Source organism: Rhizobium sp. BR 315 (assembly GCF_050577975.1).
GTDB lineage: Bacteria > Pseudomonadota > Alphaproteobacteria > Rhizobiales > Rhizobiaceae > Rhizobium > Rhizobium miluonense.
In genome coordinates, this window is the sequence record NZ_JARWKZ010000036.1 from 22,593 (window position 1) to 37,517 (window position 14,925).

Here is a 14,925-nt window from a genome sequence, read left to right on the forward strand (position 1 = left end):
GGGCTTTTGAAGTCACATCGTACAGGCGCAATATTCGTATGAATCAAAGATCTGATACATTGGCATCAACGGAAGCCGCGCTGCCATTTCTCAGCCTTTCGGGAATTGGCAAGACCTACCCTGGCGTCATCGCGCTCGACAATTTCTCGATGGATGTCAGCCCCGGCGAGGTCATCGGCCTCGTCGGAGAAAACGGCGCCGGCAAATCGACGCTCATGAAAATCCTGGGCGGCGTGGTCAAGCCGGATCGCGGCGCCATTCGGCTTGATGGGGCCGAACACGGTGCCTTTACCGTGGAGAGCAGCATTGCCTCCGGGATCGCCTTCGTCCATCAAGAGCTCAACCTGTTCGAAAATCTCGATGTCGCTGCCAATATCTTCCTCGGTCGCGAACCCTTGCGCGGCGGCGTTCTCAAGCTGGTCGACCGAGATCGCCTTCGAACGATGGTCGCTCCTCTGCTGAAACGCGTCGGCGCAAATTTTTCCCCGGATACGCCGGTGGCTTCGTTGTCGCTGGCGCAGCAGCAGATGGTCGAGATCGCCAAGGCGCTTTCCATCAATGCGCGCCTCGTCATTCTCGATGAGCCGACGTCCAGCCTGCCGCTTGCCGAGACCGAAAAGCTGCTCACCGTCATATCGTCGCTCAAGGCGGAAGGCATCAGCGTCATCTTCATCTCGCACCGCCTGCATGAGGTCGAGCGCGTCGCCGATCGCGTCATCGTGCTGCGCGACGGAACACTTGTCGGGACATTGCCCAAAGACTCGATCGACCATGATCGCATGGTCAAGCTGATGATCGGCCGCGCGTTGAGCGCTCGCGATGCGGAACCTGCCCGCCCCCCGGGTGATGTCGCGCTGAAAGTTTCGGCCATCCGCACCGCGGCCTATCCGACCCGGCCGGTCGACCTCGACATCAGATATGGCGAGATCCTTGGGCTCGCCGGCCTTGTCGGATCGGGCCGGACGGAGCTTGCACGCGTCCTCTTCGGGATCGACAGAAGCTATGGCGACGGCGCTACCATCCTTAATGGGCGAAAGGTAAAACTTACCTCTGCCCGGGAAGCGGTCGCCAACGGCATCTTCCTCATCCCCGAGGATCGCAAGCTCACCGGCATACTGCTGGACATGCCGATCTCGCAGAACATATCCTTGCCCAACCTTCCGACCTATGCACCTCATTTCATGGTGTCGTCGGAGTTGGAAAATGCAGCAGCCGAAACGCAGCGCCGGCAGCTCGGCATCAAGGCGCCCTCGATTTCGACCCGCACCGGTACTCTTTCGGGCGGAAACCAGCAGAAGGTGGTCCTAGCCAAATGGCTGTCGATGCGCCCGAAGGTTCTGATCTTCGATGAGCCGACGCGCGGTATCGATATCGGTGCGAAGAATGAAATTTATAGCTTGATGCGCAAGCTCGCCGATGCCGGCGTCGCGATCCTGATGATTTCCAGCGACATGGAAGAGGTCATCGGCGTTTCCGACCGCATCGCGGTCATGCACGAAGGCCAGATCGCCGGCATTCTCGACAAGGACCAGTTCAGTCAGGAAAACGTGCTTTTGCTGGCCGTCGGCAAGACGCTACACTAGAGCGGTTCGGCTTTTCATGGAATCTCTGAACCGCTCTGTCTTATTGTTTTTACACAATTCCGGACGGAAAACCGCTGCGCACTTTTCCTGGAATTGCTCTAACGGCTGCAGCCAATAGGAATTGAAATCGATGAGCAAGAAAGACCTGGGCCTGCTCCTGTTGATCGTCGTCGTCGGCGTTGTCGTGACGATCATCAATCCGCGCTTCCTTTTGCCGATCAATCTGGCCAATACGTCCAATCTCATCGGCCTTTTCGGGATATTGTCGATCGGGCAGGCCTTCGTCATCATCACCGGCGGTATCGAACTGTCAGTCGGTTCGCTGGTCGCTTTGCTCGGCGTCCTGTTCATCGATTTCATCGCTGTCCAGAACATGCCCTGGGCCGTGGCATTGCCCTTGATCCTGATCCTCGGCGGCGTCCTCGGTGCCATCCACGGCTGGCTGATTACGCGGCTCAATCTTCAGCCCTTCGTCGTCACGCTTTGCGGCCTGCTGATCTATCGCGGCGCCGCACGCTTCTACACGGCGGACGGCACTGCCGGCTTCGCCTTCGGCCAGAACTTCCCTTCCTTGGAATTTCTGACCGCAGGCCGCTTCTACGGTGTGCCGAACACCTTCATAGCGCTTGTAATCATCGCAGCCATCATGTGGATCGTCCTTCATCGCTCTGTCTACGGACGCTATCTCTACGCCATCGGCAAAAATGAGGAAGCCGCCAAATATTCCGGCATCCGCACCTCGAAGATGGTGATGATTTCCTATGTCATATGCGGTGTATTGACGGCACTTTCTGCGATCTATTTCGCGATGTACACACGTTCGATCTCGCCGGCGAGCCATGGGCAGTTCTATGAACTCTATGCCATCGCCGCTGCTGTGCTCGGCGGCTTTTCGCTACGCGGCGGCGAAGGATCCCTGATCGGCGTGGTGCTGGGCACGATCCTGCTGCAGGAATTGCAGAATCTCGTGAATCTCCTCGGCATCCCCTCCTCACTCAACTTCGCCGTCATGGGTGGGGTCATCCTGATCGGCGTGCTGATCGATCAACAGTGGAGCGCAATCCGCGCGCAACGGCGCTTGCTGTCCGCCGCCCGTCAGGTGGACGTAAGACAGCCCGCTGAATAGGGCATGTCATCGCGGCAACGTCGCACCGCTGCACCGAAGGCTGATATCATCGAACGGGGGTGACCTACCGCGTCAGGTAGCGGCCAGCTTCTGACCCAAGCTTCGCCTCGACCTCGTCGCCACCAACTACCCAGCGACGGTGTCCTCCAAGGCCAGGGCCGCCGTCAGCAACCGCTCATCCTGGTCCTTCGGAGCCGACAGCAGGAACCCGACCGGCATGCCGGCGCTGCCGCTGCCGCAAGGCAGCGACACGCCGCACCAGTCGAGGAAGTTGCCGATCAGGGTATTTCGCAACGTCTTGAAGTTGACCTTCACGAACAGCTCGTCACCCGCCTCCAAGGGGCCAAGCGCCGGCGCGACATGGGCAACAGAGGGATAGGCGATAAGCTCATTCGGCCCGAGCGTGCTTGCCGCGTCCTTGATCAGTTGCTCGCGGACCTTCAGTATTTCGAGATAGCCGACCAGCGTGATCTTTTCGCCGAGACGCGTGCGGGCGACGACACGCCGATCCATGGCTTCGGCTTCCGGGCCGGCCAATCGGCGATGGTGAAGGGCAAAAGCCTCGGCTGTCACCAACGGCCCATGTTCTGCCATCACTTGGAAGAGCGCGTCGAAAGCTGGAAAAGCCGCACGCCGCACCTTGACGCCGGCAGCACTCAGCCGTGCGAGCGCCGCCTCGAAAGCCCGGATCACGCCCTCTTCAGCATCGTCCATGACAACAGTGGTCGGCACCACAAGCGAAAGCCCGGCAGGGACCGTGCGGATGATATCCGGCACTGTGCGCCCACGCATCGCCGCATCGATCCAAATGGCGTCCTGAACGGTACGGCTAAGCGGCCCAAGTGAATCGAGGCTGGTTGCCAAGGGAAAGACCCCGGCCATACTGTAGCGACCGCGACTTGCCTTATAGCCGACGAGACCGTTGAAGGCTGATGGAATGCGAACCGAACCGCCGGTGTCGGTGCCGATCGATACCGGCACCAGCCCGGAAGCGACCGCGACGGCAGAACCGGAGGAGGACCCTCCGGGTATCCGCGGCACGTCCAAGGCCATCGGATTGAGCGGTGTGCCGTAATGTGGATTGAGGCCGAGGCCAGAAAAGGCAAATTCGCTCATATTGACCCGGCCGATGGCAATCATGCCCGCAGCCTTCAGCGCCTTGACCACATCCGCATCCTCTTGCGCGGGCGCTGCATCCGCGAGCACGACCGATCCCGCCGTCGTCGGCAGGCCGGCGATGTCGAAGAGATCCTTCCAGGCGATGGGTATGCCGTCGAGCAGTCCGCGAGAACGCCCATCCCGCAGTCGCTTTGACGATGCGGCCGCTTCCTCTTTCGCGCGTTCCGCAAGCAATTTCGTGAAAATCGCCTGATCCTTGTGCGAACGGATCGCATCCAGGCTTTCCTCGATCAGCGTGACCGGATCGAGGCTACCGGACTGGATCTGGGCCGACAGCTGCGCGATCGACTTGCCGAGATATGTCTGTGTCATAAAGCCTGTTCTCTCCCGCCAGCGACGAATTGCGCCCAGCGAAGTTTCGAAATCAATGCGCGGGAGCCGGCTCGGCTTCCGACGCCTTTTGCTTGTGGTGGTCGGCGGCGAGCAACATGTAGACCGCAGGCACGACAAAGAGCGTGAACAAGGTACCGATGGCAAGCCCCGTCGCAATTACCAGGCCCATATTGAAGCGGGATGCCGCACCGGCGCCGGTCGCCAGGATCAGCGGTATCACACCGAGAACCATGGCCCCTGTCGTCATCAGAATCGGGCGCAACCGGATACTGCAGGCACCCTCGATCGCTTCGCGCTTGGACTTCCCCCCCGCCTGCAGCGTGTTTGCCACTTCGACGATCAGGATGCCGTGCTTGCTGATCAGCCCCATCAGCGTGACCAAGCCGACCTGGGTGTAGATATTCATCGTTGCCCCGCCGATGCCGAGGCTGATGAAGGCGAGCGCGCCTGCAATCGACATGGGCACCGACACGAGAATGATCAGCGGGTCGCGGAAACTGTTGAACTGTGCCGAGAGCGCCAGAAAAACAATGATCAGCGCCAGACCAAACGTGGTGGCCATGCCGCTGGATTCCTGTTCGAACTGGCGGGACTGGCCGCCATAGTCGACCGAATATCCCTGTGGCAGCGTACGCGCAGCAATCGACTTGAGGGTATCAAGAGCATCGCCGACGGCAACGCCCGGCGCCGGAACGCCCGCGATGGTGGCGGAGTTCAATTGCTGGAAATGCGCAACCGAGCGCGGCGTTGCCTCAAGCTTTGCCGTCGCGATCGCCGAAAGCGGGATCTTCGAGCCGTTCACGCTCGCGATCGGATAATTCATGATCTGATCGATGGTCTGGCGCGCGCGCTGCTCCACCTGCGGGATGACTTGGTAGGAGCGGTTGTCGATACTGAAATAGTTGACGTAACCGCCACCCAACATGGAGGCGAGCGCCGCACCAACATTGTTCATGGACAGGCCAAGCGCCGAAGCTTTGCTGCGGTCGATCTGGATCGAATATTGCGGATTGTCGATATTGAGATCTTTTATCACGAAGATGAACATGCCGGACTTTTGCGCTTCCTGCAGGAAAGTGTTGGACACTTCGTTGAGCTGTTGGAAGCTGCCGGTGCTGCCGATGGCGAATTGCACCGGCAGGCCGCTGGCGCCCGGCAGCGGCGGTATCTGGAAGACCACCGCCTGGCCGCCGGCAATTTTCGCCAAGTCGGCCTGCACCAAGGGCTGAAGATCATTCGCCGTTCTCTTGCGCTGATCCCACGGCTTCAGCACCATGCCTTCGAAGGACGTGCCTGGCGCCTCGACCTGCAGGTTCTTGTCGGTTTCCGGGAAGCTGCGGAAGATCTTGGTAACCTGGTCGGAATTGAGAAGCTTCTGCTGAAGCGTCGCGTTGGGCGGGTTGGTCACCTGCGCGCCGAGGAAGCCCTGATCCTCGTTCGGAGCTAGCTCATTTTTTGCGCTCGTATAGAGGAAATAGATGCTGCCGAGGACGATCGCGGCGAAGACCACCGTCACCGCCACCGTGTTCAGGCTGCCATGCAGCATCCAAACATAGGGCCGATGGATCTCCGAGAAGCGGCGGTCGATGAAATCGGATATCCGTTCCTCCCAGCCGCGACGGTCCGTCAGATGCGGCTTGAGGATGCGCGAGCACATCATCGGCGTCAGGGTCAGCGCGATGATCATGGAGACGGTGACAGCGCCCACCAGCGTAAAGGCGAACTCGGTGAAAAGCGCACCCGTGAGACCGCCTTGGAAGCCGATCGGTACATAGACAGCGACCAGCACGACGGTCATCGCCAGGATCGGCCCGACCAATTCATGCGCGGCCGCCAATGCTGCCTGCATGGGTGCGGCCCCTTCTTCAATATGACGGTTGACGTTCTCCACGACGATGATGGCGTCGTCGACCACAAGGCCGATGGCCAGCACCAAGGCGAGCAATGTCAGAAGGTTTATCGAGAAGCCGAAGATCAGCATCATCGCGAAGGTGCCGACCAGCGATAGCGGTATGGCGACGATGGGAATGGCGACCGAACGCGGCGAACCGAGGAATGCGAACACCACGAAAATGACGATCGCCAGAGCTTCGGCCAGGCTCTTCACCACCTCGTCGATCGACTTGGTAACGAAGGTGCTGGAATCGTAGACGATGTAGCCCTCAAGCCCCTGTGGCAGCTGCGCCTGAATTTCCGGGAACACCGCACGCACGCCCGCAATCACATCGAGCAGGTTTGCCGTGGGCGCGATTTGGATACCGATGAAGACACCGGTCTGCGCATCAAAACCGATCTGCACCTCGGTATTCTGCGACCCGAGCGCAACAGTCGCGACGTCTTTCAGGCGCACGCTCGTGCTGCCGATCTGCTTGACCACCATCTCGTTGAATTCGTCGGCCGAATGCAGATCTGTCCGGGCGGTGAGGACCGTCTGCGTCATCTGGCCGCGCGTGGTGCCGATACCGGAGATGTAGTTGTTGGCTCCAAGCGAGGTCCACACGTCGCCGGCGGTCAGGCCATAGGCGGCCAGTTTTTCGGGCTTCAACCAGGCCCTCAGTGCGAACGTTCTACCGCCAAGAATTTCGGCCGTCTGGACGCCTTTGACCGTCTGCAATTTAGGTTGAACCACGCGCGACAGATAATCGGTGATCTGGTTGCTGGCGAGAACGTCGCTGCGGAAGCCGATATACATTGCGTCGATCGACTGACCGACAGAAACCGACATGATGGGCTGCTGCGTGCCTGTCGGCAATTGATTGAGAACCGAGGATATCTTGGCGTTGATCTCCGTCATCGCCGCGTCCGCGTCATAGTTGAGGCGCAGGTTGACGGTGATGGTGGAGCTGCCGCTGGTGCTCGACGAGGTCATATAGTCGATGCCGTTGGCCTGAGCGATGGCGGTTTCGAGCGGCGTCGTGATAAAGCCGGCGATCACGTCGGGCGCAGCACCCGGATATACGGTCGTCACCGTGACCACGGCATTCTGGGTCTGCGGATACTGGCGCACGGTCAGCGAACGGAACGACTGGTAGCCGATCACGACAATCAACGCGCTCACCACCAGGGCAAGCACGGGGCGCCGGATGAAGATGTCGGTGATGTTCATCGCCACACCTCAGTTGGGGTTTGCCGGTTTCGCATTAGGATCGTTCGACGGCTGCACCTCATTGTTGATGATGACGGGCGAACCGTTGCTCAGTTTCAGCTGGCCTGATGTCACCACCACCTCGCCGACATTCAATCCTTTGGTCACCGCAATCTGGTCGCCGCGCGCCTGTCCGGTGCTGACGAACTTCTGATTGGCAACGAGCTGCGGCTTTCCATCCTGCCCCTTGCCCTTTTCGGTCACCACATAGACGACATTGCCGTAAGGGTTGATGGTGACTGCGGTCTGCGGCAAAGCAATATAGTCTTGCGGCTCGCCGATCACCACCGATACATTGCCGAACATGCCGGGAAGAAGCTTGCGGTCGGCATTGGCGAACGTCGCCCGGATGGTGAGATTGCGGCTTAGGGTGTCGACCAGCGGGCTGATCGCGGTGATCTTGCCGTCGAAGGCCTCACTGCCGTAGGCGTCGACCGTGGCAGACACCGACTGGCCGACTTTCAGCTGTGATAGTGCCTGCTGTGGCATGGAAAAATCGAACTGAATCGGATCGAGCGACTGCAAGGTCACCACAGCGGTGCCGGGTGCCAGATATTGGCCAAGGCTGACGAGCTTGATGCCGAGATGCCCGTCGAAGGGCGCGCGTATGGAATATTGATCTACCAACGCTTGCTGGGCCGCGACCTGCGCCTGAGCGGCCTTCAAGTTCGCCAGATTGGTATCGACCTGGCTTTGTGCGATGGTGTTGGCCTTGATCAGCTTGGAATCGCGTTCAAAGGCGATCTGCGCATTGGCGGCCGAGGCCTGGTATTGCTGCAGCGTTGCCATCTGCTGGTCGGCGAGCAACTGCACGATCAGGTCGCCGCTCTTGACGTCCTGGCCATCCTGAAAGCCGATCTTCTGGACAATGCCCTGAACCTGGGCCGAAAGGCTGGCGCCCTCGACGGCATTGAAACTGCCGACCGACTGCAGCGTCGTCTGCCATGGGCTCATCGCCGCCGGAATTGTCGAGACCGTCTGCGGCGGCGCCTTCAGATTGGCCAGATACGCCGCAATCATACGGTTCTTGAATGCCTGAAAGCCGAAGATCCCGCCCAGGATCAGGCCTATGACGATCAGCATGATCACCATGCGTTTTATCATGACGACAGACTCTGCTCTTCAGGGATGGGTTCTATGAGGTTTGATGGCATGGGCTTTAGCGCATCTCACCTAGAGCGGCTTTCAGCCAGCCCGGGAGCGAGCATGTCGCGACTTGCTTTCACGGCCTGCCGGACGATCGATAGCCACGCGGATTGCAGGCGACGCGCAGACGAGCGCTCTTGCATCGAAGAGCAACGCGGGCCGGCACTTTCTGCCCGCTTCAGGCAATTTTCACTCTCGCCCGCTGGAAGCTGGCAATGCCCATGCCGACCATTCTCACGCAAAACGGACCAGTCAAACGTCATGGGCGAGCCTCCGCTCCGATCGCACACGAGCTACCGCGATCAGGCTTAGGATAACCGATTTGTTCTACCCAGACCATATCCAAGAATCTGAAGCGGTGGCCATGGTTGCGGCAACGCTCTCATAACGGTTCTGCCTTTCTCCGGTGGCCAAGCAGATTTACGCGCACCTTTCTACTGCCGGATGATCACATTCAGCAGCAGGCATTGATAACTTCGGCAGCTAGCCCATGTTTAAGAAGACGTAGGAGGAACGTCATGGAGTTGAGTACCGAGGAACTTGAAGGACGGTTTTCAGAGCTCACGGTTTCCACCCGGCGAGCCCTTGTTGACCATCTCAGGGCGACGATCGCAGATCTCGCCTACGATCTGGCGGTAGACGGACTTTCGGACCTTATTCCCCCGATGCTGGTCATAAACGACGCCCTCGGGAGCTTGATGGATGAAATCTCCGAGGCCGATACCAGCTATTCGGACGAGATTATCTTGGCGACGGTTCGTCTCATCAGGACATCGCGAGCCCTGCTCACCGAAGGGGTCACCATGCAGACGATCCATTGAGGATCAGGCATAAGAGCGACGCAAGCCGCTCGTTATCAGGTTTACTACTCAAGCGGCAGCGGCAAACGCCCGTTCAAGATCAGCAAGAAGATCGCCGACATCCTCGAGACCAATCTGCAGCCGGATCACCGGGCCTTCCTGCGGTGGCTGCAGGATGCGTCGATCGCTGAGGTCCACCACCAGCGCCAGGCTCTGATATCCGCCCCAGGAATAGCCGAGGTCGAACAGAGAGAGCCCATCGAGAAATTTTTGCGCCCTGAGCCTAAATTCCTCTTTGCGATCGGTCGCCAGCACAAAGGAAAGGATGCCGCCGGCTCCCTTGAAATCGCGCTTCCAGATTTCGTGACCGGGAAAACTTTCCAGGGCAGGAAAAAGAACTCGGGCGACATCGCCGCGTCCCTCCAACCACTTCGCTACGACCAGAGCATTTGCCTGATGCCGCTCCAGCCGGATGCCCATCGTGCGAAGCCCGCGAAGCACCTGATAGGCGTCATCGGGCGTTCCGCAGAGACCGAGCGCACCATTGGCGTGTTTCAATTGCCGCCAGTGCCTGGCATTGGCGGAGATGGTCCCCATGAGGATATCGGCGTGACCGGCGGGATACTTCGTCGATGCCTGAATGGAGACATCGACTCCGAAATCCAAAGGTTTGAAATGGAGCGGCGTTGCCCAGGCGTTATCCATGGTCACGATCGCATCATGGCGATGCGCGACCTCGGCAATGGCCGGAATATCCAGTATCTCGAAGGTATTCGAACCCGGAGCCTCGGTGTGCACGAGCCTCGTATTGCTGCGAAACAAGGCCTCGATACCCGCACCGACGCCCGGATCGTAGTAATCGACCTCGATCCCGAAGCGCGCGAGCATCGTATCGCAGAAATGCCGGACATTGCCATAGACGGAATCAACAATCAGCGCGTGATCGCCCGGCGAAAGATAAGCGAGCAGCGCGATGGTGACGGCGGCAAGTCCGGACGGCACGAGGATTGTACCGGCCGCTCCCTCCAATTCGTTGATCGCGTTACAGAGCGCATCGGTGGTCGGTGTTCCGCGGGTCGCATAGGTATATTTCTGCCCGTGCTGCGCCATTGTCTGCGCGTCAGGAAACAGGACGGTCGAAGCGTGAACGGTCGGCGGATTGATGAAGCCGTGATAATCGAAAGGATCGTAGCCCGCCCGGACGAGCTGGGTATTGGGGCCAATCGAGTTCGGTCGGTCGTTTTCCTCGCTCATGGGGCATCAAGACCGCGCTTCCGGCGGTAATTATGCAATTCAAGGAGCGGCGTGTTGCCGATCAGCTCCGAGAAACCATTGTATATTCTCGTCATTCAGCTCTCCCGTTATCGAATGATCGACGGATAAAGGCGCGCAGAGGCGAAGGCTGAGATTGCCCCCGACCTCACGCTCCGCAAATGGCGTGCACGAGCAGAAAGAAGGAAACGAGAACCATTACGCCCGCTGCCAGATGGTGAAGGAAAGGCCAGATGTGCCGGCTTGTCGCCACTGCGGGTCGGGTGGCGAGAGAGGCGAGATAAAGAACAGTATCCATGAAAGCTCCCGGCGAGGGCCCCGCTACTTTCCAATCACGGCAACGGCGCCCTATAGAACAGAGATAGGCGTTTATGAATCCAATATTATCTATAAAATTAGTGCATTAAAGGAATGATTTTCCCCTAGACGATGTCGCCGATAAATTGAACGTTCGAAAGGCACCTTCGAGGCAGCAGAATGAACGCCGAATTCTGAGGCCCATGCGGAACCATCCGGCCCGACAACTGCCTTTTGTCGTCTCCGGAGGAAAGGAGATCGACACGGCTACTTCGAAGCGATAGCGAACTTAATCGGGAGCAGAATTTCTGCTTTTCTGAAAGTACCATGTGCGGACGAAAAACTCGTTGCCCGAAATATCAGTCCAGCGCGTAAAGTCCCGCAGCGTGGGCGGCCCGGTCCAGTTCCTCGCGAAAATCGGGGTGAGCCAACCCGATCAACGCCTTTGCCCGCTCGGCCAAGGATTTGCCCTTGAGGTTTGCCCATCCATATTCGGTGACGACGATATGCGTGTCATTGCGCGGTGTCGTCACCGGCCCTGCCAGCGTTGGGACGATACGCGACAGCGTGCCTTTCGCCGCCGTCGAATGACAGGCGATGATCGATCGCCCGCCGCGCGAGGCATAGGCGCCGCGCACGAAATCCACCTGTCCGCCGGTTGCGCTGAATTGCCTGCCGTTGACGAATTCCGAGTTGCACGCGCCATTCAGGTCGATCTGCATCGTCGCGTTGACCGACACCGCCCGGTCATTCCGGGAAATCACAAAGGGATTGTTCACATAATCGACGGGATGGGCTTCGATATCCGGGTTGTTGTTCAGGAAGTCGTAGAGCGACTGGTCTCCGAGCGCGAAAGTGAAGATCGAGCGACCGACATGGGTCTGCTTGCGGCTGTTGTCGACCACGCCTGCCTTGATCAGATTGGCAAGGCCCGTCGTCATCATTTCCGTATGGATGCCAATATGGCGATGATGCGAAAGCCGCGAGCACACCGCATCCGGCAAGGCGCCGATGCCCATTTGCAGGCAATCGCCGTCTTCCACGAGGCCAGCGACTGTTGCACCGATAGCATCGTCGACCTCGTTGCGCGGAGCGGCTGGCAGGATCGGCAGGCTGACGTCATGTTCGACCAGCGCCGTCACGCTCGATACGGGGATCATGCAATCGCCCCGCACATAGGGCATATTGGCGTTGACTTCGAGGATCAGTCGTATTCCGGGCTTTCGCGACACTGTGAGCGCATAGTCGGTGCTGGCGCCAAGGCTAAAATTGCCATCCGCATCCATCGGCGCGACGGTCGCGATCAACGTATCCACCCCGACATGCTCGACGAGCGAGCGCGGCACCTGGCTGAAGTGGCAGGGCACCAGATCGACGGCGGGCAGCGCCTCCGCCAATCGCCTCTTGTCGAGCGCGCGCTCCACCCCGCCGTGAAAGTAGCTTATGGGAATAATCCGATGGCGCAGATCGAAATCGAAGACGCTGGCGCCTGCGACGCCTGTGCAAAGGAGATAGTAAAGCCGGATGTTTTCGACTGCGTGCGCCCGGGCGCGTTCCGCGAGCGCCGCAAGGATGCCGGGCGGCTGGCCCGCGGCTATCGGCATTGCGATCTTCGCGCCCGATGGGATTAAAGCGACGGCCTCTTGTGCAGGCCGCAGGCGTTCACGATACAGCGTCTGATGGATACTGGTCATTGGGCCCTCCTCCCAACGCTATTTCAGAGCAAAACAGCATCGATTGCAATGGGCGGCTTCTCACCGGCATTCGCAGGAACTTTCGGAGAGGGGCGAGGGCTTATTTCGTCACGCAAGCAGGGCAATAATATCCACAAAAAAGCGACGGTCTTGTTTACCTGACCGTCGCCCAGCAAGTTTCAGCTTCGCTGAAGCCGCCAAGTGCGGTCGGCTTAGAACTTCACACCGACGTTGAGCTTGAAGGTATGATCGGTGGCATTGCTCGCGACCTGCCCGGAATAGGAAGCGCTGATCGCTGCATTGGGCGAAAGAGCAAAGTCCAGACCGGCCTCCATGGCCAATGCGTCTCTGGCGATCGGCGCACCGTCTATGCCGAAGCTGGCTCCCGAATTGAAAGCGAACTCGGAGTTCGGCGTGACGCCGCCATAGGCATGCTTCCAGCCAAGCATTCCGCGCGCCTTCACCTTGGTATCGGAGAGAGGAATATCGGTGGAGGCGCGCAGGCCGAGCGTGGTGAAGGTGGCGTTGGTCGTGCTGCTGTCGCTCGACAGTCCTGCGATCGTTCCGCCAGTTTCCGAAAAGCCGTCACTTTTTAGATGAACGTAGGCGGCATTGGCGAAGGGTTCGAGGGCAACATCACTCAGATTGACCTTGTAGCCCAACTCCGCAAATGCCTGGGTCGTGCGCGCATCATAATCGGCGGAAAGTGTCTCGTTGAAGGCCGGGAAAACAACGTGGCGCGTGGTTTTCAAGGAGTGAGCCGAATAGAAAACACCGGTTCTGAAACCGATCGCATCCCACTGCGATCCGCCGTAGAGACCGAAATGGTAGTTGTCGCTGGAGCCTGACGAGGAGCGGGCATCGACATCAAAACTGGTGTTGGTATATCCGCCAACCATACCCAATCGCCATGTTCCGGCGGATGCATCGGCGCCGATGAGGAACCCTCCAGTCGTATGGTCGATCTCTGCGGCATATCCCTCGCCGTCCGCTTTGCTTTTCCCGCCGAGCGCCTGGCTCCAGATCCCAATGCCCTCCGTACTGCCGGCTGCCTGCCGCATGCCCTTCTCATCATAGGTCGTCACCATCGACGACGGTGCGGCGACATTGTCGAAAGCGGAGCGGATGCGCTCGCTCACTGCATCGCGCAGATAGGCGCTATCCGTTAAGAACGTCCCCTTGACGCTGGCATGGATTTCTCCGGACAGAGCGTTGCCGTAGGGGCGCAAATAACGATAGAAGCCGATGGCATCGTCGCCGCTCGGGTCCAACTGCTCTCTGTTCAGGATATAGAGCGACCACCCATCCTTGGTCTGGCCGAAGGACAGTCCCTCAACCTCCTGGTCACCCTTGATCTTGAGGTTCCCCAATACTTCCACCTGGCCGGTAGCAAGATTGGCGCGATAGATGATCTTCGAGTCATTGTCGGTGGAGAAATACATCCAGCCATCCAGAACCTTGCCGCCCTGGGCCTGATCGATGGTCTGCGACAAAGGGATGTATTTCTTGAACGTCCAGTCGGAGAGATTATAGACCGCAATTTCGGTGGCATTGTCATAGGCCATGCCGTAGCCAACACCGTTCTTGGCATCCACCGCGACCCAGCTGGCGATATCCTGCTTGCCATGCGGCGGATTGAGAGCAAAGGCCTTGCCCGTATAGGTGAGGTCGCTTGCATTGTAGATCGCAAAGACCGGCGTGTTGTATTTGCCGCCGGTGACCGGGTCGCGTCGGCTGGAGTCCAGGGAGATGTAAAGCAGCCCGTTGGCGTAATCGATATCGCCGATATGGTTGAGGCCCTTGGGCGCAGCGGCAGAGGGATTTGCCAGCGCAGCGGCGATCGCGGAGGATGTCCGCTGGCTGGTCTGGAAGTTTGCGTTGGTCTTATCCAAAGCGTTCGTGCCGGAAAAATACCAGTTCGTTCCGTCGGTCGTTACCCCCTGGCCGCGATAGGTAATCGGATTGTCGGTAAAGGTCTTCTTTTCGACCATGATCCAGGGCTCGACGGCATAGGCTGGTGCCGACATCAGGCACGCAAGGCTCGACCACAAGATAAGCGGCATCGTGAGCGCAAGCGTGCGATCCGGCACGGACTTGGCCGAAGCGACATCGGCTATTTGCCCGGGAGCCACCCGCACGGTTGACTTGCGACCGCTGTTTCTGATTTTCAAACGCATTTCAGAACTTCCTTTTCGTGGGTGTTGAATGGCCACACGAATGCCTCCGATGCAGAAATGATCGGCAGCGCGACATGCGGCAGCAATGAGGGTCAGCCCGCCGAAACGCCGGGCCGGGAACAAGCCGGCGGGCGCTAGTCGCCGCCGAACGAGTGTTGTTGGCCCGCTATGCG

Annotated in this window: 10 protein-coding genes; 3 read left to right on the plus strand and 7 right to left on the minus strand. The window is 59.1% G+C overall.

Going from position 1 to position 14,925, the window contains the following annotated elements; all coding sequences use genetic code 11:
- The first annotated feature begins 38 nt into the window (after window positions 1-38).
- The gene (locus tag QD409_RS25680) at window positions 39-1,583 is read left to right on the plus strand and encodes a sugar ABC transporter ATP-binding protein (RefSeq protein ID WP_430764006.1); all 1,545 of its coding nucleotides are present in this window, start codon (window positions 39-41) and stop codon (window positions 1,581-1,583) included.
- A 130-nt stretch (window positions 1,584-1,713) separates the two neighbouring features.
- Window positions 1,714-2,709, plus strand: coding sequence for an ABC transporter permease (locus tag QD409_RS25685; protein ID WP_430764007.1), 996 nt, complete (start codon window positions 1,714-1,716; stop codon window positions 2,707-2,709).
- Between the two features lie 126 nt (window positions 2,710-2,835).
- Here QD409_RS25685 and QD409_RS25690 read toward each other — a convergent pair whose 3' ends face one another.
- Genes QD409_RS25690 through QD409_RS25700 form a run of 3 tightly spaced genes read right to left on the minus strand, consistent with a single transcriptional unit; the run spans window position 2,836 to window position 8,470 of the window.
- The gene (locus QD409_RS25690; protein ID WP_430764008.1) at window positions 2,836-4,200 is read right to left on the minus strand and encodes an amidase; all 1,365 of its coding nucleotides are present in this window, start codon (window positions 4,198-4,200) and stop codon (window positions 2,836-2,838) included.
- Window positions 4,201-4,252: 52 nt separating this feature from the next.
- On the minus strand, window positions 4,253-7,327 hold the full coding sequence (locus QD409_RS25695) for an efflux RND transporter permease subunit (protein WP_430764009.1): 3,075 nt from the start codon (window positions 7,325-7,327) through the stop codon (window positions 4,253-4,255).
- Window positions 7,328-7,336: 9 nt separating this feature from the next.
- The gene (locus QD409_RS25700) at window positions 7,337-8,470 is read right to left on the minus strand and encodes an efflux RND transporter periplasmic adaptor subunit (RefSeq protein ID WP_092855734.1); all 1,134 of its coding nucleotides are present in this window, start codon (window positions 8,468-8,470) and stop codon (window positions 7,337-7,339) included.
- Window positions 8,471-9,030: 560 nt separating this feature from the next.
- Between QD409_RS25700 and QD409_RS25705 the strand changes: the two genes are divergently transcribed.
- Window positions 9,031-9,333 (plus strand): hypothetical protein, encoded by a 303-nt coding sequence (locus tag QD409_RS25705; protein WP_430764010.1) that lies wholly within the window; start codon window positions 9,031-9,033, stop codon window positions 9,331-9,333.
- Between the two features lie 48 nt (window positions 9,334-9,381).
- Here QD409_RS25705 and QD409_RS25710 read toward each other — a convergent pair whose 3' ends face one another.
- From QD409_RS25710 to QD409_RS25725, 4 genes are all read right to left on the minus strand, one after another.
- On the minus strand, window positions 9,382-10,566 hold the full coding sequence (locus tag QD409_RS25710) for a cystathionine beta-lyase (RefSeq protein WP_430764011.1): 1,185 nt from the start codon (window positions 10,564-10,566) through the stop codon (window positions 9,382-9,384).
- A 166-nt stretch (window positions 10,567-10,732) separates the two neighbouring features.
- Window positions 10,733-10,882: a hypothetical protein gene (locus QD409_RS25715; RefSeq protein ID WP_159432222.1), complete on the minus strand. Its 150-nt coding sequence runs from the start codon at window positions 10,880-10,882 to the stop codon at window positions 10,733-10,735.
- 358 nt (window positions 10,883-11,240) lie between these two features.
- Window positions 11,241-12,575: an acetyl-CoA hydrolase/transferase family protein gene (locus QD409_RS25720; protein ID WP_430764012.1), complete on the minus strand. Its 1,335-nt coding sequence runs from the start codon at window positions 12,573-12,575 to the stop codon at window positions 11,241-11,243.
- A 212-nt stretch (window positions 12,576-12,787) separates the two neighbouring features.
- Window positions 12,788-14,752 carry an autotransporter outer membrane beta-barrel domain-containing protein gene (locus QD409_RS25725; RefSeq protein ID WP_430764013.1) on the minus strand — a complete coding sequence of 655 codons (1,965 nt, stop codon included), beginning with the start codon at window positions 14,750-14,752 and terminating at the stop codon, window positions 12,788-12,790.
- Window positions 14,753-14,925: the final 173 nt, after the last annotated feature.

Bases quoted from the DNA above. Each gene is read 5' to 3' on its own strand.
- QD409_RS25725 (WP_430764013.1), bottom strand. From the start codon at position 14,752: ATGCGTTTGAAAATCAGAAACAGCGGTCGCAAGTCAACCGTGCGGGTG.
- QD409_RS25705 (WP_430764010.1), top strand. From the start codon at position 9,031: ATGGAGTTGAGTACCGAGGAACTTGAAGGACGGTTTTCAGAGCTCACG.
- QD409_RS25700 (WP_092855734.1), bottom strand. From the start codon at position 8,470: ATGATAAAACGCATGGTGATCATGCTGATCGTCATAGGCCTGATCCTG.
- QD409_RS25715 (WP_159432222.1), bottom strand. From the start codon at position 10,882: ATGGATACTGTTCTTTATCTCGCCTCTCTCGCCACCCGACCCGCAGTG.
- QD409_RS25685 (WP_430764007.1), top strand. From the start codon at position 1,714: ATGAGCAAGAAAGACCTGGGCCTGCTCCTGTTGATCGTCGTCGTCGGC.
- QD409_RS25710 (WP_430764011.1), bottom strand. From the start codon at position 10,566: ATGAGCGAGGAAAACGACCGACCGAACTCGATTGGCCCCAATACCCAG.
- QD409_RS25720 (WP_430764012.1), bottom strand. From the start codon at position 12,575: ATGACCAGTATCCATCAGACGCTGTATCGTGAACGCCTGCGGCCTGCA.
- QD409_RS25690 (WP_430764008.1), bottom strand. From the start codon at position 4,200: ATGACACAGACATATCTCGGCAAGTCGATCGCGCAGCTGTCGGCCCAG.
- QD409_RS25695 (WP_430764009.1), bottom strand. From the start codon at position 7,327: ATGAACATCACCGACATCTTCATCCGGCGCCCCGTGCTTGCCCTGGTG.
- QD409_RS25680 (WP_430764006.1), top strand. From the start codon at position 39: ATGAATCAAAGATCTGATACATTGGCATCAACGGAAGCCGCGCTGCCA.